The organism is Chelativorans intermedius (assembly GCF_025398255.1).
In the GTDB taxonomy this organism is placed as follows: domain Bacteria; phylum Pseudomonadota; class Alphaproteobacteria; order Rhizobiales; family Rhizobiaceae; genus Chelativorans; species Chelativorans intermedius.
On record NZ_JAODNW010000014.1, the window covers coordinates 108639 to 129313 of the forward strand.

The window sequence follows — 20675 nt, forward strand, 5'->3', positions numbered from 1 at the left end:
CCGTGGCTCCAGCCGTCTCTCAGGGCCGGTTGCCGGACCGGCGCCCCCTTTCGGTCATCGACATCGGTTCGAACTCGATCCGCCTGGTGATCTATGAAGGGGTGGCCCGTTCGCCCACCGTGCTGTTCAACGAGAAGATGCTCGCCGGCCTCGGCCGCAGCATCGTGACGACAGGCGAGCTCGACCCCGACGGCGTCACGCGCGCCGTCGAGGAATTTCGCCGTTTCCGCGCCCTTTCCGAGCAGGCAGGCGCGCAGTCGCTGCATGTGCTGGCCACCGCCGCAGCGCGCGAGGCCAGGAACGGGCCGGACTTCATCCATCGCGCCGAGGATATCCTGGGCACCCAGATCCGCGTGCTTTCGGGGCGCGAGGAGGCCCGCTATGCGGCCCTCGGCGTCATCTCGGCCTTTCATCGCGCCGACGGCATCATGGGCGATCTCGGCGGCGGCAGCCTTGAGCTCGTCGATGTCCGGGGCGAGACGATGGGCGAGGGCATCACCACCCCGCTCGGCGGGCTGAAGCTGAAGGAGATGTCCGGCGCCTCGACCGCTGAGGCCCAGCGCATCGCCCGGCAGGAGCTTTCCCGCGCCGCCTGGCTGGTCCAGGGGGAGGGGCGCAACTTCTACTGTGTCGGCGGCACGTGGCGAAACCTCGCCCGCCTTCACATGAGCGTTACGAAATACCCGCTGCCTGTGATGCACCACTACGAGCTCGACCCCGTGCGCGACGCTGCCTTCCTGAAGCGCGTCGCCAAGGGCGACATCGGCAAGATGAAGGGCATCGAGCGGGTGTCCAAGAACCGTCGCGCGCTGCTGCCCTATGGCGCGGCCGTCCTTCTGGAGGTGATTCGTGCCGCCCGTCCGGCGCGAATCGTCATTTCCGCAAATGGCGTGCGCGAGGGCTTCGTCTATTCGCTGCTCGGCGAGGAGGAACGCCAGGCCGATCCGCTCCTCTCGGCGGCCGAGGAGCTGGCGCTGCTGCGCGCCCGCTCCGTCACCCATGCCCGCGAGCTTGCGGAGTGGTCGGGCGCGGCCTTTGCCGCCCTCGGCATCGAGGAGACGGACGAGGAGGCGCGCTACCGCCGTGCCGCCTGCCTGCTGGCCGACATCGGCTGGCGTGCCCACCCGGAATATCGCGGCACCCAGTCGCTGAACATCATCTCGCACGGCTCCTTCATCGGCATAGATCACCCCGGCCGCGCCTTCATCGCGCTGGCCAATCTGTTCCGCCACGAGGGCCTGTTCGACGATGCGCTGTCCCCGGAGATGCGCAAGCTGGCCACCCCGCGCTATGTGGAGCGGGCCCGGCTTCTGGGCGGGCTCCTGCGCGTGGTCTATCTGCTGAGCGCTTCCATGCCTGGCGTCATCCCGCAACTGCGGTGGGAGCGGCGCGGCGACGGCTCCGTCGCCCTGCTGGTGCCGCGCGCCCGCGCCGCGCTGATGGGTGAGCGCCCGCACGGCCGCATGGCGCAGCTTGCGAAGGTGGCGGGGCTCGATCTGGTGCTGGACGTGGCGGCGGACTGACTATTCCGCCGCCCGCGCCATGGCCGTCGGGGGCGAAAAGGTCTCGATCCGCTTGCCCGCAAAGCGCAGGGCGATCTCGCCGCGCAGCAGCTTCAGCGCCTCCTCGCCGAACACCTCGCGCCGCCAGCCGGAAAGCGCGGGCACCTTTGCCTCCTCGCCCTCGGCGGCCAGGCGCTCGATGTCGTCGCTCGATGCCAGCATCTTGGCCGCCACGCCCTCTCTCTCCGCCACCAGCTTGAGCAGCACCTTGATGAGCTCGGCCGCGGCCGCGGCCCCTTCCGGTGCGTGCTGCGGCTTGGGCAGCCTGGGAAGTGCTTCCTTGGGCAGGGCAAGCGCCGTGTTGACGGCGTTGAGAAGCCCGGCCGCCGCGGCAGAGCGTTCCCAGCCCTTCGGCGTGCTCCTCAGCCGGGCCAGCGCCTCGGCATCGCGCGGCTGCTGCTGGGCGATTTCGTAGATGGCATCGTCCTTCAGCACCCGACCGCGCGGCACGTTGCGCTCCCGCGCCTCACGCTCGCGCCAGGCGGCCACATGCTGCAGCACGGCAAGCTCGATCGGCTTGCGTACCCTGAGCTTCAGCCGCTTCCAGGCATCGTCGGGATGCAGGTCGTAGGTCTCCCGCGCCGTCAGCACGTCCATCTCTTCCTTCAGCCAGTGGGCGCGGCCTTCGCGTTCCAGCATGGCCTTCAGGTGCTCGTAGACGGGAATGAGATGGGTCACATCGGCCAGCGCGTAGTCGAGCTGCTTCTGCGACAGGGGCCGGCGGCGCCAGTCCGTAAAGCGCGAAGCCTTGTCCAGCCGTTCGCCGGTGATGCGATAGACGAGCTGATCGTAGGAGATGCTGTCGCCGAAACCGCACACCATCGCCGCCACCTGCGTGTCGAAGATCGGATGCGGAATGAGACCGCCCATATTGTAGACGATCTCGATATCCTGGCGCGCGGCGTGGAAAACCTTCACCACCTTCTCGTTGGCCATCAGCCGGAAGAAGGGGGAAAGATCCATATCCGGGGCCAGCGGATCGACCATCGCGGTGATGCCGGGCGCAGCCATCTGGATCAGGCAAAGCTCCGGCCAGAAGGTGGTCTCGCGGATGAATTCCGTGTCGATGGTGATGAAATCGGAGGTTTCGAGCGCGCCGACAGCCTTTTCCAGCGCTTTGCGGGTCGTGATGAGTTCCATGTCTCCTCTTTAGGCGTTGAAGCGCCAAATGTGAAGAAATTGTATCGCCGGCCGGCTGCTGCCCGGCCTTCGCCTTGACAAAACCGGGCGCGCATGCGCTTTTCCCGGCGATTTGACGAGGGCCGTCGGCGCCCCTCCCGTGACCTTTCACATATGGACCGAAGATAATGCATCGCTACCGCAGCCATACTTGCGCAGAATTGAGGACATCGCATGTGGGCCAGACCGTCCGCCTTTCCGGCTGGGTGCATCGCGTGCGCGACCATGGCGGCCTGCTCTTCATCGACCTGCGCGACCATTACGGCATCACGCAGATCGTCGCCGACCCGGATTCGCCGGCCTTCTCGGAGGCGGAGCGCGTGCGCAGCGAGTGGGTGATCCGCGTCGACGGCCAGGTGAAGGCGCGCACGGCGGAGACGGTGAACCCCAACCTGCCGACCGGCGAGGTGGAGGTGTTTGCCGGCGAGATCGAAGTCCTCTCGCCGGCCAGGGAGCTGCCGTTGCCGGTCTTCGGAGAGCCGGACTATCCCGAGGATATCCGCCTGAAGTACCGCTTTCTCGATCTGCGCCGCGAGACGCTGCACAGAAACATCGTGGCGCGCACGAAGATCGTCGCAGAGATGCGCCGGCGCATGGGCGAGGCGGGTTTCACGGAGTTTTCGACGCCGATCCTCACCGCCTCCTCGCCCGAGGGCGCGCGGGACTTCCTCGTGCCCTCGCGCCTTCATGCCGGCAAGTTCTACGCGCTGCCGCAGGCCCCGCAGGTCTACAAGCAGCTCATCATGGTCTCCGGCTTCGACCGCTATTTCCAGATCGCGCCGTGCTTTCGCGACGAGGACCCGCGCGCCGACCGCCTGCCCGGCGAGTTCTACCAGCTCGACCTGGAGATGAGCTTCGTCGAACAGGAGGATGTCTTCTCCACCATGGAGCCGATCATGCGCGGCATCTTCGAGGCTTTTGCGGACGGCAAGCCGGTGACGCAGACGTTCCCGCGCATTCCCTATGACGAGGCGATTCGCAAATACGGCTCGGACAAGCCGGATCTCAGGAATCCCATCGAGATGCAGGACGTCTCCGAGCATTTCCGTGGCTCCGGTTTCAAGGTCTTTGCCAACATCCTGGCAAGCGATCCGAAGGCCGAGGTTTGGGCGATTCCCGCCAGGACCGGCGGCAGCCGCGCCTTCTGCGACCGCATGAATTCCTGGGCGCAGGGCGAAGGCCAGCCGGGGCTCGGCTACATCTTCTGGCGCCGGGAAGGCGAGGCGCTGGAGGGCGCCGGCCCCATCGCCAAGAACATCGGCCCTGAGCGCACCGAGGCGATCCGCACCCAGCTCGGCCTCGGAGACGGTGACGCCTGTTTCTTCGTGGCGGGCGATCCGAGGAAGTTCGCCGCCTTCGCAGGCGCCGCGCGCACGCGCGCCGGCGAGGAGCTGAACCTCGTCGACCGCGAGCGCTTCGCGCTTGCCTGGGTGGTCGACTTCCCCTTCTACGAGTGGAACGACGAGGAAAACCGCATCGAGTTCGGCCACAACCCGTTCTCCATGCCGCAGGGCGGAATGGCCGCGCTCGAAAGCCAGGACCCGCTGTCCATCAAGGCATTCCAGTACGATCTCGTCTGCAACGGCTACGAGATCGCTTCGGGCGGTATCCGCAACCACCTGCCGGAGGTGATGGTCAAGGCCTTCGAGATCGCCGGCTTCGACCGCGCGACCGTGGAGGAGCGCTTCGGCGGCCTCTATCGCGCTTTCCAGTATGGCGCTCCGCCGCATGGCGGCATGGCCGCCGGCATCGACCGCATCGTCATGCTTCTGGTGGGCGCGAAGAACCTGCGCGAGGTGTCGATGTTCCCCATGAACCAGCAGGCGCAGGATCTGCTGATGGGCGCGCCGTCGGAAGCCACGCCGCAGCAGCTTCGCGAGCTGCATCTGCGGCTCGCCCCGGTGAAGGACTCCTGATGCCTCCAGACCGGGTCACCGTTTCATTGAAACGCTGATCCGGTCCATCTATTTGTTCTTGCCGCATTTGTGCGACGCCAGATGATTCCATCTGGCTGCAAAAATGCCTGTCTCTAGCGGTTTGCGGTGACGGCCAGGCCAATCTGCTTGATGAGGAGATCCGGGGAGCCCATCGCCGCGCCCATCAGCATGGCGAAGGGCACCGGGGTTTCCGGCCGGGCGCTGATTTCCAGCGTCTCCGGGTTCTCCAGAAAGTCGCCCACGGCTTCGGTCAGCGCGCCGGTCAGCTCCTCCCCGAGATAGGGCTTGAGCTGCATGGGGATGACCGCCTTGGCCTGGGCAATGACGTCGGCCGGGCGGCTGCCCTGCTTGCGCGCCGTGTAGTCGAGCAGCCTGCCGGTCAGCGAATCGTCGGTAAAGCGCAGCGTCATGCCGTGGAATGTGAGCTGCTGCATCATGCCCAGCATGGCCATGCCCTGGGCGGAGTTGTTCTGGCCGCCGCTTTCCTCCATGCTGTCCGACAGCTCTTCCATTGTCGCGATGAAGGCCGGCGTGTAGCCGGCGAAATCGACCATGATGTTGAGCGTGCCGGCATTCTCGATGGTCGCCTCGTAATTCGCGAGCGTCACGCGCCCGTCCGAGGGGCGCCAGCTTCCCTCCATCCGCGCATGGCCGCGCAGCTGCTCGTAGCCGAGCTCGGCGAGCGCTGCGGCGGCGTTGGCCGAATCGGCCATCATGGCCCGCAGGTTCAGCGAGAAGGAATCGGCCACGCCCGCCACCGTCATCGTGTCGTCCTCGGCTATGGCGACGTCGGCATGGGCGTTTTCCAGCGTGGCGATCGGCCCGTCGCGGCCTTCCACGTCGAGGCGCGCGACCTCCATGCGCTCGTAGCGCATGGCGCCGCCGAAGGGATCGCTGGCCAGATCCGCCGGCAATACCAGGCCCTCGATCCTCAGATCCGTGAGCGAGACGGTCACGTCGTCCGCCTGGTGGCGGAAGTCTTCCATGGCCACCGTGCCCACAACGAGGCTGCCGTCCCCCTCCTCGCGCACATCCTCCAGCACGAGTTCGCCGAGGGGCAGGGCGCCGCCGCCGGCCTCGCTGCGCACCGTGACATCTTCGAGGACGACGTCATCGCCGCTCAGCCGCGCCGCGCCGTAGGCGATGTCGATCTGCTGTCGGTCGAGCAGCGCCTTGAGGCGCTCGCCCACCGCATCCGCCTCCAATGCGAGCGCGGCGGGCGCGCCTGTCGCCACGAGGAGGCCGGCAAGAAGGAAGGATTTCAGGCGGAGGCTGTGGCGTTCCATGCGGCGTTCCCCGATTGTGGCTGGATGATTTTCGTTTCCGTGGCGGAAATTTCCGCCGGAAAGATGACGGGAGGCGCCGGCTGTGTCAATTTACGGCGCGTTTCGTGATGAACGCCGACAGGGTGAAGGGGGACAATGCCTTACGCGACGCTTGGACGAACGGCCGCGCTTCTGTCGATGCTGGCGGCGCTTCTGGCGCTCCTCACCGTCGCACCGGCGGCCGGCGGCAGCTTGCACGATGGCCTCGTCTATGCGCGCGGCCTGCAGCTCGACATCCACACCCCCGAGGAGGAGCCCGCCCGCGCCAGCGTCTTTCAGCTCAATCTTTTCAGCCTTGCGGGCGGCAGGCGCAAGCCGGTGGTCATCTACGCCCATGGCGGCGGCTGGGTGAGGGGCAGCCGCAAGAAGGTCTATTCCCTGCCCGAATGGCTGAACCAAAAGGGCTATCTCTTCGTCGCCATCGACTACCGCAAGGTGCCGTCCACCACCATTGACGGCCAGGTGCGCGACCTCGCGCAGGCGGTGGCCTGGGTGCGCGCCAACATCCACCGCTATGGCGGCGACCCGGACCGCATTGTGCTCATGGGCCATTCCGCCGGCGCGCATCTGGTGGCATTGGCGGCAGCCCGCGGCATGGTGGGCAATGTGCGTGGCGTCATCCCCAACGATGTGCAAGCCTATGACATGGTCGCCTATGCCGGCCTGCGCGGCTCGCTCGGCTATCCCTATCTCGATGCCTTCGGCTCCGACCCGCAGGACTGGGTGCGCTGGTCCCCGGCCACCTACGCCAGGCACGGCGCGGGCTATCCGCCGCATCTCTTCCTGCATTCGGGCTCCAATGGCGAGCGCCGGCGCGCGCTCACCAACGGCTATGCCAACCTTCTGAGAAGCCGCGGCGCCCGTGTCGAGGTCTTCGATGGCCGCCGTTATACGCATGGCTCCATTGCCCGCCGCCTCGGCCAGCCGGGCGACGCCGCCACCGCCGCGATCGAGCGCTTTCTGGAACGGGTCACGCGCTGAGCCGTCGCCGGAAGATCCGCGCCCGCGCGGCCACCATTGCCACACCTGGCTTTGCCGTCTGGCCTTTCGCTCTCCCGAACACCCGGTGCGCATCCGGTTCCCGCACGGGCGATGGGCGCTTGCGCCTGCCGGGAAAGGCGCACTTGCCGCGAATCGCCTGCTGGTCTAACCGGAAGCCATGGGAAAAGAGCTTCTTCCGCCCGCCGGCGGCGACGATCCGGCAACCGCCGTCGATCTGAAAAAGGCGCTCGAGGAGCGCTATCTGGCCTATGCGCTTTCGACCATCATGCACCGGGCGCTGCCCGATGTGCGCGATGGGCTGAAGCCCGTGCATCGGCGCATCGTGCACGCCATGCGGCTGCTGCGGCTGTCGCCCGACCAGGGCTTTGCCAAGTGCGCCCGCATCGTCGGCGACGTGATGGGCAAGTTCCATCCACATGGCGACCAGTCGATCTACGACGCGCTGGTGCGCCTCGCCCAGCCCTTTGCCATGCGCTATCCGCTGGTCGACGGGCAGGGCAATTTCGGCAACATCGACGGCGACAATGCCGCTGCCATGCGCTACACCGAGGCACGCATGACGGAGGTGGCGGCCGAGCTGCTCACCGGCATCACCGAAGATGCCGTCGATTTCCGCCCCACTTACAACGAGGAGGACGAGGAGCCGGTGGTGCTGCCCGGCGCCTTTCCGAACCTCCTGTGCAACGGTTCCTCCGGCATCGCCGTGGGCATGGCAACCTCCATCCCGCCGCACAATGCGGCGGAAGTGTGCGATGCCGCGCTCGCCCTGATTGACGATCCCGAGGTGCCGGTCTCCCGCCTGCTCGACTTCGTGAAGGGGCCGGACTTTCCGACCGGTGGCATCATCGTCGAGGACAAGGCGTCGATCCGCGAAGCCTACGAGACCGGGCGCGGCGGCTTCCGCGTGCGCGCCCGCTGGGTGAAGGAGGACCAGGGCCGAGGCACCTGGAACGCCGTGGTGACGGAAATTCCCTATGGCGTCCAGAAGTCGAGGCTGATCGAGAAGATCGCGGAGCTGATCCTTTCGCGCAAGCTGCCGCTTCTCGAAGACATTCGCGACGAGAGCGCGGAAGACATCCGCATCGTGCTGGTGCCCAAGAGCCGCACCGTCGAGCCGGAGCTTCTGATGGAATCGCTCTTCCGACTCACCGATCTCGAGGCGCGCTTCCCGCTCAACATGAACGTCCTGTCGCGGGGCAAGGTGCCGGGCGTCCTGTCCCTGAAGCAGGTCCTGCGCGAGTGGCTGGATCACCGCCGCGAGGTGCTGGTGCGTCGCTCCCGGCACAGGCTGGGCGAGATCGAGAAGCGGCTGGAGGTTCTGGCCGGCTATCTGATCGCCTATCTCAATATCGACGAGGTGATCCGCATCATCCGCGAGGAGGACGAGCCCAAGACCGTGCTCATGGCCCGCTTCGAGCTCACCGACACGCAGGCCGAGGCCATCCTCAACATGCGGTTGAGGGCGCTGCGCAAGCTGGAGGAGTTCGAGATCCGCAAGGAGTTCGACAGGCTGACCGAGGAGAAGGCGCAGATCGAGGCGCTGCTGGGTTCCACGGACAAGCAGTGGAAGACCGTACGCTGGGAGGTGGCGAAGGTGCGCGAGACCTTCGACCCGGAGAAGAACCCGGCGCTGGGGCGGCGGCGCACCACCTTCGGCGATGCTCCGGTCCATGATCTCGAAGAGGTGCAGCAGGCGATGATCGAGCGCGAGCCGATCACCGTCGTTCTGTCCCAGAAGGGCTGGATCCGCGCCATGAAGGGGCACCTTTCAGACCTGGCTTCGCTCTCCTTCAAGGAAGGGGATGCGCTGAAGCTCGCCTTCCATGCCCAGACCACGGACAAGATCCTCATCTTCACCACCGGCGGCAAGTTCCACACCTTGCCGGGCGACCGTCTGCCCGGCGGGCGCGGCCACGGCGAGCCCGTGCGCCTGATGGTCGATCTGGAGGCCGACCAGGCGATCGTCACCGCCTTTGCACACGATCCCGAGCGCCGCCTGCTTCTCGTCTCTCACGGCGGCAACGGCTTCATCGTGGCGGAGAAGGAAGTGGTGGCCAACACCCGCAAGGGCAAGCAGGTGATGAACGTCAAGACGCCGGACGAGGCCAAGCTCTGCGTCGCGGTGACGGGCGACCACGCGGCCATCGTCGGCGAGAACAGGAAGCTGCTCGTCTTCCCGCTCGCGGAGGTGCCGGAGATGGCGCGCGGCAAGGGCGTACGCCTGCAGCGCTACCGAGACGGCGGCGTGAGCGACCTGAAGACCTTCGCCATGGAGGAGGGGCTTTCCTGGCAGGATTCGGCCGGGCGGACCTTCACCCGTGCGCGCCAGGAGCTGACCGAGTGGCTGGGCAGCCGCGCCGCCGCCGGCCGCATGGCGCCGAAGGGCTTTCCGCGTACGGGAAAGTTCGCCTGACGGGCCGGATGCGCTACGGCATTTTGCAGCCAGATGGAATCATCTGGCGTCGCATAAATGCGGCAAAAACAGATGGATGGACCGGATCAGCGTTTCATTGAAACGATGAACCGGTCTAGACCGGGTGCCGGATGGTGCCGGCGGCGCGGCGCCGCCGTCGTCCGGTGTGAAGCTGCCACAGGGAATGGGCGACGAGTGTTACGACGAGGATGCTGCCGCCCACCAGGCTTGCCGTGGTGGGAACCTCCGAAAAGATGAGCCACACCCAGATGGGCGCCAGGACGGTCTCCAGGAGATAGAACATCGCGACCTCGGGGCCGGGAAGATATTTCGGCCCGTTGGCGAGGCAGAAGAAGGCCAGCGGGATGACGAGGCCGCCATTGAGCACGATCCACAGCGGCGCCTCGATGCGGTAGCCGGTGTGCGCCGTCATCACGGCGCCGACCAGGAAGGGCAGGGCGACAGCCACCAGCGCGGCAAAGCCCATGTCGCGCCCGCTCGCCCGCGTGATGGTGATGGCAAGCGCGATGGAGAAGGCCGAGACGAGCGCCATCATGTCGCCGAAGAAATGGCCGGTGCCGATGCCGTCGCCGACGATAACGAGAAGACCGGCGAACATCACCGCCATGGCGACAAGCGTTGCCCGGCGCGGCCGCTCGCGCAGAAACACCCAGGAAAGCAGCGCGGCGAACATGGAGTTGAAGGCCAGGATGAAGACCAGGTTGGCCGTTGCCGTGTTGTAGACCGCGGCCAGGAAGGTGATGGCCGAAAGGCCGTAGAGACCGGCCACCGCAAGGCCGGGGCGGCCCGGCACCAGCGGCGGCGCCTTGGGCGAAAAAGCGCGCCAGACGGCCCACACCGCGAGACCCGCAAGAACGGTGAGCCCGCTGCGCACCATCAGCACCGGCCACGGGTCGCCCTCGGCCAGCCGGATGAGCGGGATGTCGAAGGTGAGTGCCAGCCCGCCCGTGGCGGTCAACAGCAGCCCCTTGCCGTGGTTGCGATTCTCGTCAGACACGACGGCGCGCTTTCCCTCGTGCGGACAGCAGCCGCCTCAGCCGAACCGCTCCCAGCCGTTGGGCCCCAGATGTTCCTGCGGCCTGAAGCGCACCTTATAGGCCATCTTGCGTGCCCCATTGACCCAGTAGCCCAGATACACATGGGGCAGGCCGGCGGCGGCGGCGCGGCGGATATGATCAAGGATCATGAAGGTGCCGAGGGAACGTTCCTCGAGCGCCGGATCGTAGAAGGAATAGACCATGGACAGCCCGTCGGCCATCTCGTCCGTCAGCGCCACGGCGATGAGCGGCCCCTCGCCACGGCCGGTGACGAAGGAATCCGGCCCGCGGCGGCGATACTCGATCACCCGCGTGTCGACATGGGTGTCCTCCACCATCATGGCGTAGTCGAGCACCGTCATGTCCGACATTCCGCCGCGCCGGTGGCGGGCGTTGAGATAGGCGCGGAAGAGGGAATATTGCTCCGAGGAAGGCTGGGCGGCATGGGCGGTGCCGATGAGGTCGGCATTGCGCTTCATCACCCGCTTCATGTTGCGGGTGGGCGAGAATTCCTGCGCGAGGATCCGCACCGACACGCAGGCGCGGCACGTCTCGCAGGCCGGCCGGTAGGCGATGTTCTGCGAGCGGCGGAAGCCGCCCTGGGTGAGCAGGTCGTTGAGCTCCGACGCCTTGTCGCCCACCAGATGCGTGAAGACCTTGCGTTCGTACTGGCCCTCCAGATAGGGGCAAGGCGAAGGCGCGGTCAGGAAGAACTGCGGGGACTGGGTCGGCTGCTGCGTCATGGTCCGCGGGCGTCGCTCCCTTTCTCAAAGCCCATAATACCATGGGCCGACGAGCGAAAACGTCAACCACATAATTGCCACCAGCGGCGCGCCGGCGCGGATGAAGTCGCGGAAGGAATAGTGGCCGGGCCCCATCACCAGAAGGTTGGTCTGGTAGCCGATGGGGGTGGCGAAGCAGGTGTTGGCGGCAAAGATGGTGGCGGCCACGAAGGCCATCGGCGGCGCGCCGATGGCATGGGCGATGCCGAGCCCGATGGGCGTGAACAGCACGGCGGTGGCGTTGTTGGACAGGAAGTTGGTGAGCACCGCCACGGCGGCGAAGAAGCCAGACAGGATGATGGCCGGGCTCTGCCCGTCGAGCAGGGCGACGACACCGTCGGCGATGAGCTGCGCGCCGCCGGTGCGCTCCAGCGCGGTGGCGGCGGCGATGGAGGAGCCGACCAGCAGGAAGATCTGCCGGTCGAAGGCGCGGCTGAGCTGCGGCAGGGTCAGGCACCCCGTCGCCAGCATGGCGAAGGCACCGGCGATGGAGGTGGCAACGATGGGCAGGAGGTCGAGCGCCGCGGTGGCGACGATGAAGGCGAAGATGGCCATGGCGATGCCCGCCTTGCGGCGCTGCGGCACGGGCTCGGCCGACCACTCCAGCACCAAGAGGTCGTGGCTCTGGCGCAGCTCTTCGAGCGCCCGGTCGGTGCCGCCGATGAGGATGGTGTCGCCGGGCTCCAGGCGGATCTCCGACATCGGCGTGCGTCCCATGCGGTGCTTGCGCTGCACCCCCAGCATGTGGATGCCGTGGGTGGTGTCGATGCCGGCGTTGCGGATGGTGCGCCCGGCATGGCGCGAGCCCGGCGCGATGACCGCCTCGGCCAGGTGATAGTCCGGCCCCAGCGGCTGCGAGGGGTCGCCCGTTCCGGCGAGCTGTTCCTGCCCGTTGGAGATGATGCTGGCGCCGCCGCGCGACAGGGCGTCCATGAAGGCGCGGCGCGTTGCCGTCACCACCAGCCGGTCTCCCTCCGACAGGGTGACGTTCTCGAAGGGTGGATAGAAGATCATGCCGCGGCGCACGATGAGGCGCGGCGTCAGGTCGCGCAGGCCGGGAAACATGCCGGCCTTGGATTCCATGCCGATGAAGGGGTGGCCGGCCGTCAGCCGGATTTCGCCGATGAACTGCGTGCCGGAGACCGTCTTCTGGTGGCTGCTTTCGTTCTCCGCCGTCTGCAGGATGCGCGGCATGATGCCCAGCACATAGACCGCGCCCGCCGTTGCCAGGATGATGCCCGGCACGGTGATGTCGAAGAACCCGATGCTCTCGCCCGCCCGTGCCGCGACACCGGCCACCAGCAGGTTGGTGGAGGAGCCGATGAGCGTCGTCATGCCGCCCAGTATGGTGAGGAAGGAAAGTGGCATCAGCACCTTGGAGGCGGCGAAACGGCGATGGGCGGCCATGACCGTGAGCACGGGGATGAAGATGACCACCACCGGGGTGTTGTTCAGCACCGCGCTGAGTGTTGCCGCGGACAGGAGGGTGATGACGATGGCCCTCGTGGCCGAGCGCCCCCCGGCGCGGGCGAGCATGCGCACCGGCCTGTCCATGGCATCGGTGGCGAACAGCCCCTGGCCAACGATCAGCAGCGCCAGCACGGTGGCCAGCGCCGGGTTGGCAAAGCCCGCCAGAAGCTCTTCCGGGTGCAGGCTGCCGAGCGCCTCGTTCTCATAGGGAAAGACGGCGAACAGCAGCAGGAAGGCCGCCAGGCTCGCCAGTGCCACCTGTTCGAGCGCAAAGCGCTCGCTGGTGTAGGCGAGCATGGTGAGGAGGATGATCGCATAGGTCATCCAGACGTGAAAGTCGGCCATCGCGTCCCGCACTCAACTGCAATGCGGGCCGAAGCGCTGCCCGCTGGTGGCCAGAGCATAAGCACCGCGTCCCGCGCCGCAAGCATGGATTTGCCCGCGCCGCGCCCTCATGCGCAACTTTGCCCCTTTGCCGGGCCTTGCCGTGGGATGGCGTTGCCCTCAGCCCACGCGCACAACGACGGTGCCGAGCAGCAGGTCGTGCAGCGTGCGCTTGTGGCGAAGGAAAAGCGCCACAAGCAGGATGAGCGGGGTCAGGATGGCGTTGGCCGCCCAGAACAGAACGGTATGCACGATGGCAAGCAGGGGATCGACCCGCCGGCCGTCGAGCCTTTCCAGGCGAATGCCCATCAGCCGCATGCCCCAGGTCGACTGATGCCGCCCGCCGAGCGTGGCAGCCACATAGGTGAGGGCGGTCAGCGGCCCGATGATGCCGAAAAGCAGCCAGCCGAGGCCAACGGTGAGGATGCCCAGCAGGAAGATGAACAGTCCTATGGGAATGACCAGCAGGCCGATCAGCAGATAATCGATGATGAAGGCGAAGACGCGCCGCGTGCGCACGCCCTGCAGGGTGCGCCAGTCTTCGAGCCGCTGCGTGACGTTGCCGTCATCGAGCGCGGTCGAGTGCGATTGGGTGTAGGTCATGGCGTTTGGCCCTCATCGGGAAAGACGTCTCTGCCAGATAGGGATGGCAGGCGGGGTTTCAAGCGCCAGACTCTTCGACGGCCCGGCCAACCTCTCCCACCTCACCGCCCGGTCAGGAGTGCCGCCACCTCCGGCGCGAAATAGGTCAGCACCCCGTCGCAACCGGCGCGCTTGAAGGCAAGCAGACTTTCCAGCATCGCCTGTTCGCCGTCGATCCAGCCATTGGCGGCGGCGGCCTTGATCATCGCGTATTCGCCCGACACCTGATAGGCGAAGGTGGGCACGGCGAACGCGTCCTTCAGCCGCCGCACGATGTCGAGATAGGGAAGGCCGGGCTTGACCATCACCATGTCGGCGCCCTCGGCCAGGTCCTGGGCGGTCTCGCGCAGCGCCTCGTCGGTGTTGGCGGGGTCGATGTAGTAGGTCTTCTTGTCGCCCTTCAGGAGCCCGCCGGTGCCGATCGCCTCGCGATAGGGACCGTAGAAGGCGGAGGCGAACTTGGTCGCGTAGGACATGATGGCGACGTCCTGGAAGCCGTTGCCGTCGAGCGCGTCGCGGATGGCGCCGATGCGCCCGTCCATCATGTCGGAAGGGGCGATGACATCCGAACCGGCAGCCGCCTGCAGCACCGCTGCCTCGGCAATCTGCGCCACCGTCTCGTCATTGACGATGATGCCGTCGCGCAGGATGCCGTCATGCCCGTGATCGGTGAAGGGATCGAGCGCGACATCGGTAATGACCCCGATCTCCGGCACTGCTGCCTTGATGGCGCGGGTGGCCCGGTTGATCAGGTTGTCGGGATCGAGAATCGCCGAGCCCCGCGCGTCGCGCCGGTTCATGTCGATGTTGGGGAAGGTGGCGATGGCGGGAATGCCGAGCCGCGCGGCACGTTCCGCCTGGCGCACCGCCAGGTCCACCGAGTAGCGGAAGACGCCGGGCATGGCGGAAACGGGCTCCTGCCGCCCTTCGCCCTCGACCAGGAAGATCGGCCAGATGAGATCGTCGACGCGCAGGTGGTTCTCCTGCACCAGCCGGCGCGCCCAGTCGGCCTTGCGCATGCGCCGCAGCCGGCGCCCGGCGGTAATCTCGTCGACGCTGCGTATGGCTTCCGGCTTGGCACGGCTAGGCTTGTTCACAGGTTCTTCTCCATCTTGTGCAACCATTTATCACGCGCCGGCACGCCGGAACAACACGAAGTCCACCCGGCCAAGGGCGTGTGAGCGCCGCACAGCGGCATTGACGCGGCGCCATGCCGCACCTAAGCAGCGCTCGAACGTTTCTTCACGGGAGGAGCGGTTGCAGGTCGATTTCGGTGGCGGCGAGGAAGTTCTTTTCGAGCGGCGGGCAAGGGCGGGCGTCATCACGCTCAACCGGCCTGCCGCCCTCAACGCGCTGACCCATTCCATGGTCAAGGCGATGGGCCGCGCGCTTGCCGCATGGCAGGCCGAAGAGGAGGTGCGCGTCGTCCTTATCCGCGGCGAGGGGCGGGCATTTTGCGCCGGCGGCGACATTCTGGCCGTCTACGAGGCCGGCCGTGCCGGCCGGCCGCCGGTCGCCTTCTTCGCCGACGAATACCGGCTCAACGCGGCCATCGCGCGCTTTCCCAAACCCTATGTGTCGCTGATCGACGGCGTGGTCATGGGCGGCGGCGTCGGCGTGTCGGCGCATGGCTCGCACCGCGTGATGACAGGCAAGGCGCTCTTCGCCATGCCGGAGGTTGGCATCGGCTTCTTTCCCGATGTGGGGGCAAGCCATCTGCTGTCACGCCTTGCCGGCCACTATGGCATGTATCTGGCGCTGACGGGGGAGCGCATCGGGCAGGGGGAGGCCCTGGGCGCCGGCCTTGCAACCCATGCCGTCGATTCGCAGGATCTGGCCGATCTCACAGGCGAGATTGCCGAGAGCGGAGACCCCGATGCCGCGCTCAAGGCGCGCCATCGCCCCGTGCCGCGCGACAGGGACGCCGCCACGCTCGCCGCCATCGAGCGGCATTTCCGCCATCCCACGCTGGAGGCGTGCATCGACAGCCTCTCCCGCGCTGCCGCAACGGGCGATGTATTCGCCGGCGAGACGCTCAGAACCATCGCCAGCCGCTCGCCCACCAGCCTTCACGTCGCATTCCGCGCGCTGCGTCAGGGGGCAGTGCTCTCCATGGAGGCGTGCATGCGCATGGAATACCGCATCGTCAATCGCATGCTTGCCAATCCCGATTTCTACGAAGGCATCCGCGCCGCCCTCATCGACAGGACGAAGGCGCCAGCCTGGCAGCCCGCTTCCCTGGACGCCGTGCAGGCCGCGGCCATCGACGCCTATTTCGCGCCGCTGCCGGAAGGGGAGTTGGCGCTGTGACGAACGATGCGGTCTCCCCCATCCCGGTGCGAAGGTCGCCGCTGGAGCAGTGGCTGGAGCTGTTTCAGCGCAGCGTGGCGCTGTTCTGCGTCGTCCAGGGCGTGGGTTACTGGGTACGGCTGATGGGCTTCTTCGAGGGGCCGGAGTGGCGTTTCGACCTGATGCCCTTCTACTGGCAGGCGACGGCTGCGCCGCTCGCCGTCCTCCTTCCCGTCGCCGCGGTTGGGCTGTGGCTGTTGGTCTCGTGGGGGCCGGTGGTCTGGTTCCTGTGCGCGGCCACGGAGACGATGATGTATGGCTTCCTGCCGCATCTGTTCGGCCCTTGGCCATGGCTGGTGGTGCTTTACGGCCTCATCGCCGCCGCCTTCGCCGCTCTGCGCACGCTGCTTTATCTCGAACGGCGGCAGCAGGCGCATTAACCGAGGTTAACGCCTTTTTAGCCCTAAATGCGGAGTTCTCTCTATAAGACGTTGTTAAGCTTGGCGTTTAAGTCGAATTTTAGATGCATTCGCTAGGGTCGCCCTCAAGGTGAAAACAAAAACACACCGGCGTCAAAACGAGAGGCTCCAGTCATGATCAACACGCGTTCCGCGACCCAGAAGACATCCATCCACCAGGAAGAGGAGGCGCCGCTGCGCTCCCTCTATCTGGAGGCGCTGCAGCTGGTGGAGCGCCTGCACCGGCGCCTGCTTGACGTCATCAAGGATGAGTTCGAGCGCCAGGGCCGCAGCGACATCAACGCCATCCAGGCGCTGCTGCTGTTCAACATCGGCGATGCCGAGCTGACGGCGGGCGAGCTGCGCACCCGCGGCTATTATCTGGGCTCCAACGTCTCCTACAATCTGAAGAAGCTGGTCGAGATGGGCTTTGTGCACCATCAGCGCTCGCGCGTTGACCGGCGCTCCGTGCGCATCAGCCTGACGCCGAAGGGGCGGGAGATCGCCAAGATCGTCTCCGGTCTCTACGACCGCCACATCGGCACCATCGAGCAGGTGGGCGGCCTGAAGGCCGACGAGTTCCGCCAGATGAACCGGGCGCTGCAGCGGCTCGACCGCTTCTGGAACGACACCATCGCCTACAGGATGTAGCGGCCGGCAATCCTTGACGGCGGCTCATGGCCGGCGCGCGGGGACGGGCGCCGGCCATCACGCTGTTTTGATGGTGCGTGGCTGGGCGCGGCGCCACGTTAATAACATAATTGCAGACGATGGAGAGCGAGCGATCCCGCGGACCTCGTGCCCGCAGGGAGCGCTTGGCGAAAAATTAACGCTGTCGACTCCATGTTCGATCTTCGCCCCGTGGCGATCCGCATTGCACGTTGAAGGTTCGGTAGAGACATGAAATCCAGCCGCCGCACGTTTCTGACCGGTGCCGCCAGCACCGTCGCAGCGACTGCTCTTGCCGGTCCGGCCTGGGCACAGAACGTCATCGATGCCATCATCAATTCGCCCAAGCGGGGCATGTGGGGCGACCGCTTCGATGCCCGGGCAAGCGAAGGCGGCCAGGTCTCCTCCACGCGACCCGTCCTGAGCTCCGACACCGTGTTTTACGTCGAGCAGGCCATCGCGCAGTATACCGATCTCGTGGCGCGCGGCGGCTGGCCGGTTGTGCCGGCGCGCAAGAAGCTGCAACTCGGCGTCATCGACCCGGATGTGGAGATGCTGCGCCGCCGACTGATGATCTCTGGCGACCTTTCACTGGATGCCGGCATGTCGCCCGCCTTCGATTCCTATGTCGATGCGGCGCTGCGCCGCTTCCAGGCCCGCCATGGGCTGGAGGCTGACGGCGTGACCGGCGAATACACCTATTCGGCGCTCAACGTGCCGGCCGACATCCGCCTTGGCCAGCTTCAGACGAATCTCGGCCGTCTGCGCGACATGACGGCAAAGCCGCTTCCGCCCCGCTTTGTGATGGTGAACATTCCGGCAGCGATCGTCGAAGCGGTGGAGAACGGCCGTGTCGTGCTGCGCCACACCGCCATCGTCGGCAAGGTGGACCGCCAGACGCCGGTCCTGACATCGAACATCAACGAGATCATTCTCAACCCTTACTGGAACGCGCCGGTGTCCATCGTCAAGAAGGACATCATTCCCATGGTGCGCAAGAACCCGAGCTATCTGGCGGACAACAACATCCGCCTGATTGCGCCCGACGGCAGCGAGGTCGATCCGCTGAGCATCGACTGGTCCACCGACGAGGCGGCGAAATACCGCTTCCGCCAGGATCCCGGCCGCATCAACGCCATGGCGACGGTGAAGATCAACTTCCCCAACGCGCACGCCGTCTACATGCACGACACGCCGCAGCAGCAGCTTTTCGGCGACCCGGCGCGCTTCCACTCTTCCGGCTGCGTGCGTGTGCAGAACGTGCGCGACCTCGTGACCTGGATCCTGCGCGACACACCGGGCTGGGACCGGCGCACCATCGAGACGACGATCCAGACCGAAGAGGACAAGCGCATTCCGGTGGCCGATCCCGTGCCGCTTTACTTCGCCTATGTCTCGGCCTGGTCCACCGGCGACGGTGTGGTGCACTTCCGCAACGACATCTATGGCCGCGACGGCGTGGCGGAGCTGCAGATTTCCACCGCGCTCTGAGGCAGACCGCGGGATGTTTTTCCTGCCGGCCGCCCAGAAACGGGCGGCCTTTTCGTTTCGGCCGGTTCGCGCCGCCGCATGTCGCCCACGATGTCGCAGCCGCCTAAAAAATCCGTTCAAGACGTGGTGGCGGACCGGGAAAAGTGCTAAGGCCGCGCCGGTTCCGCCACGTATCAAGGGGCTTATTCAGCGCAAGGGGTGACTGCCATGGCACAAGCGTCCGCCGCGACGATCGAGACGGAGAGCTTCTTCTCCCGGCCGCTCGAGGATGCAGACCGTGATATCTTCAACGCCATCCGCAGCGAGCTTGGCCGCCAGCGCGACGAGATCCAGCTCATCGCGTCGGAGAACATCGTCTCGCGCGCCGTGATGGAGGCGCAGGGCACGGTGCTCACCAACAAATATGCCGAGGGCTATCCCGGCAAGCGCTACTATGGCGGCTGCGAGTTCGTAGACGTGGTGGAGGAGCTGGCCATCGCCCGCGCCAAGGAGCTCTTCGGCTGCAACTTTGCCAATGTGCAGCCCAACTCCGGCAGCCAGATGAACCAGGCGGTCTTTCTGGCCCTCCTGCAGCCCGGCGACACCTTCATGGGGCTCGACCTCAATTCCGGCGGCCATCTCACCCACGGCTCGCCGGTCAACATGTCGGGCAAGTGGTTCAACGTCGTCTCCTATGGCGTGCGGCCCGACGACCACCGCCTCGACATGGAGGCGGTGGAACGGCTGGCGCACGAGCACAGGCCGAAACTGATCCTGGCCGGCGGCACGGCCTATTCGCGCATCTGGGATTGGCAGCGCTTCCGCGAGATCGCCGACGCGGTGGGCGCCTATCTGATGGTCGATATGGCGCATATCGCGGGGCTCGTGGCCGGCGGCGTGCATCCCTCGCCGCTGCCTCATGCCCATGTGGTCACCACCACCACCCACAAGTCGTTGCGCGGCCCGCGCGGCGGCCTGATCCTGACGAATGACGAGGCGATCGCCAAGAAGATCAACTCCGCCGTCTTCCCCGGCCTGCAGGGCGGGCCGCTGATGCACGTCATCGCCGCCAAGGCGGTGGCGCTGGGTGAGGCGCTGAAGCCCGAGTTCAAGACCTACGCCCAGCAGGTGGTGGCCAATGCCCGCGCGCTGGCCGCCAGCCTTCAGGAAACCGGCCTCGACATCGTGTCGGGCGGCACGGACAATCACCTCATGCTGGTCGACCTGCGGCCCAAGAACGCCACCGGCAAGCGCGCCGAGGCGGCGCTGGGACGCGCCAACATCACCTGCAACAAGAACGGCATTCCCTTCGATCCCGAGAAGCCCTTCGTCACCTCAGGCATCCGGCTGGGCACGCCGGCGGGCACCACGCGCGGATTCGGCGTTGCCGAGTTCGGCGAGATCGGCAAGCTGATCGCCGAGGTGCTGGACGGGCTGAAGGCCGCCAACTCCGACGAGGGCAACCAGGCGGTGGAAGAGGCCGTGAGGAAGAAGGTGCTGACGCTGCTCGACCGCTTCCCGCTGTACCCCCATCTGGGGTAAGGGAAGACAGGACACCCGAGCAAGGCCCATGCGCTGCCCCTTTTGCCAGTCGGAAGACACCCAGGTGAAGGATTCGCGGCCCGCCGAGGACGGCGCCGCCATCCGCCGCCGCCGCGCCTGCCCGGACTGCGGCGGCCGGTTCACGACCTTCGAGCGGGTGCAGCTTCGCGACCTCACGGTGGTGAAGCGCTCGGGCCGCAAGGTGCCTTTTGACCGCGACAAGCTGCATCGCTCCTTCGACATCGCGCTGAGGAAGCGCAACGTCGACCCCGAGCGCGTGGAGCGGGCGGTGACCGGCATCGTGCGCCAGCTCGAAAACTCCGGCGAAAGCGAGATCCCGTCCGACCAGATCGGTCTCCTGGTCATGGAAGCGCTCAAGTCGCTCGACGATGTGGCCTATGTGCGCTTCGCCTCCGTCTACCGAAATTTCCGCGAGGCGAAGGACTTTCAGGACGTTCTGGGCGAGCTCAAGAGCGAGCCGGATATGGAGTGA

At 66.5% G+C, this 20675-nt stretch carries 17 protein-coding genes; 10 read left to right on the top strand and 7 right to left on the bottom strand.

The annotated features are described in order from the left end of the window. Nucleotides 1–2: 2 nt before the first annotated feature. The gene (gene ppx / locus NYR58_RS11525) at nt 3–1523 is read left to right on the top strand and encodes an exopolyphosphatase (RefSeq protein WP_261520886.1); all 1521 of its coding nucleotides are present in this window, start codon (nt 3–5) and stop codon (nt 1521–1523) included. Here the strand turns inward: ppx and rnd are convergent, their stop codons facing one another. Next, entirely contained in the window at nt 1524–2702 is a 1179-nt protein-coding gene (rnd, locus tag NYR58_RS11530; protein WP_261520888.1) for a ribonuclease D, read from the bottom strand. It abuts the gene before it with no gap. A 167-nt stretch (nt 2703–2869) separates the two neighbouring features. On the opposite strand from rnd, the gene aspS reads away from it, so the two are divergent. Further along, nucleotides 2870–4657 (top strand): aspartate--tRNA ligase, encoded by a 1788-nt coding sequence (gene aspS / locus NYR58_RS11535; protein ID WP_261520890.1) that lies wholly within the window; start codon nt 2870–2872, stop codon nt 4655–4657. A 113-nt stretch (nt 4658–4770) separates the two neighbouring features. On the opposite strand, the gene NYR58_RS11540 is transcribed toward aspS, so the two are convergent. After that, on the bottom strand, nt 4771–5964 hold the full coding sequence (locus NYR58_RS11540; RefSeq protein ID WP_261520891.1) for a hypothetical protein: 1194 nt from the start codon (nt 5962–5964) through the stop codon (nt 4771–4773). A 135-nt stretch (nt 5965–6099) separates the two neighbouring features. Here NYR58_RS11540 and NYR58_RS11545 point away from each other — a divergent pair, with 135 nt between their 5' ends. Both NYR58_RS11545 and parC read left to right on the top strand, forming a co-directional pair. Then, complete coding sequence (locus NYR58_RS11545) at nt 6100–6984, top strand: alpha/beta hydrolase (RefSeq protein ID WP_261520892.1); 885 nt, start codon at nt 6100–6102, stop codon at nt 6982–6984. A 178-nt stretch (nt 6985–7162) separates the two neighbouring features. Beyond that, entirely contained in the window at nt 7163–9418 is a 2256-nt protein-coding gene (parC, locus tag NYR58_RS11550; RefSeq protein ID WP_261520894.1) for a DNA topoisomerase IV subunit A, read from the top strand. 115 nt (nt 9419–9533) lie between these two features. Here the strand turns inward: parC and NYR58_RS11555 are convergent, their stop codons facing one another. The 5 genes from NYR58_RS11555 to hemB all read right to left on the bottom strand — a co-directional run bounded on the left by NYR58_RS11555 (nt 9534) and on the right by hemB (nt 14851). Next, on the bottom strand, nt 9534–10436 hold the full coding sequence (locus tag NYR58_RS11555; RefSeq protein ID WP_261520895.1) for a DMT family transporter: 903 nt from the start codon (nt 10434–10436) through the stop codon (nt 9534–9536). Nucleotides 10437–10472: 36 nt separating this feature from the next. Then, complete coding sequence (locus NYR58_RS11560; protein WP_261520896.1) at nt 10473–11219, bottom strand: arginyltransferase; 747 nt, start codon at nt 11217–11219, stop codon at nt 10473–10475. Nucleotides 11220–11243: 24 nt separating this feature from the next. After that, nucleotides 11244–13073: an SLC13 family permease gene (locus NYR58_RS11565; protein ID WP_261520899.1), complete on the bottom strand. Its 1830-nt coding sequence runs from the start codon at nt 13071–13073 to the stop codon at nt 11244–11246. 159 nt (nt 13074–13232) lie between these two features. Further along, complete coding sequence (locus tag NYR58_RS11570; RefSeq protein WP_261520900.1) at nt 13233–13715, bottom strand: RDD family protein; 483 nt, start codon at nt 13713–13715, stop codon at nt 13233–13235. Between the two features lie 101 nt (nt 13716–13816). Beyond that, nucleotides 13817–14851, bottom strand: coding sequence for a porphobilinogen synthase (gene hemB, locus NYR58_RS11575; RefSeq protein WP_261520901.1), 1035 nt, complete (start codon nt 14849–14851; stop codon nt 13817–13819). 160 nt (nt 14852–15011) lie between these two features. Here hemB and NYR58_RS11580 point away from each other — a divergent pair, with 160 nt between their 5' ends. The 6 genes from NYR58_RS11580 (at nt 15012) to nrdR (ending at nt 20675) form a co-directional block, all read left to right on the top strand. Continuing rightward, on the top strand, nt 15012–16064 hold the full coding sequence (locus NYR58_RS11580) for an enoyl-CoA hydratase/isomerase family protein (protein WP_261520902.1): 1053 nt from the start codon (nt 15012–15014) through the stop codon (nt 16062–16064). Beyond that, a complete protein-coding gene (locus NYR58_RS11585; protein WP_261520904.1) occupies nt 16061–16483 on the top strand; it encodes a DUF6163 family protein in 423 nt (140 codons plus the stop codon). Before NYR58_RS11580 ends, NYR58_RS11585 begins: the two co-directional genes overlap by 4 nt. Nucleotides 16484–16636: 153 nt before the next feature. After that, the gene (ldtR, locus tag NYR58_RS11590; RefSeq protein WP_261520905.1) at nt 16637–17152 is read left to right on the top strand and encodes a transcriptional regulator LdtR; all 516 of its coding nucleotides are present in this window, start codon (nt 16637–16639) and stop codon (nt 17150–17152) included. Between the two features lie 249 nt (nt 17153–17401). Next, nucleotides 17402–18661: a L,D-transpeptidase family protein gene (locus NYR58_RS11595; protein WP_261520906.1), complete on the top strand. Its 1260-nt coding sequence runs from the start codon at nt 17402–17404 to the stop codon at nt 18659–18661. 207 nt (nt 18662–18868) lie between these two features. Beyond that, complete coding sequence (gene glyA / locus NYR58_RS11600; RefSeq protein WP_261520907.1) at nt 18869–20182, top strand: serine hydroxymethyltransferase; 1314 nt, start codon at nt 18869–18871, stop codon at nt 20180–20182. Nucleotides 20183–20210: 28 nt separating this feature from the next. After that, nucleotides 20211–20675, top strand: coding sequence for a transcriptional regulator NrdR (gene nrdR, locus NYR58_RS11605; RefSeq protein ID WP_261520908.1), 465 nt, complete (start codon nt 20211–20213; stop codon nt 20673–20675).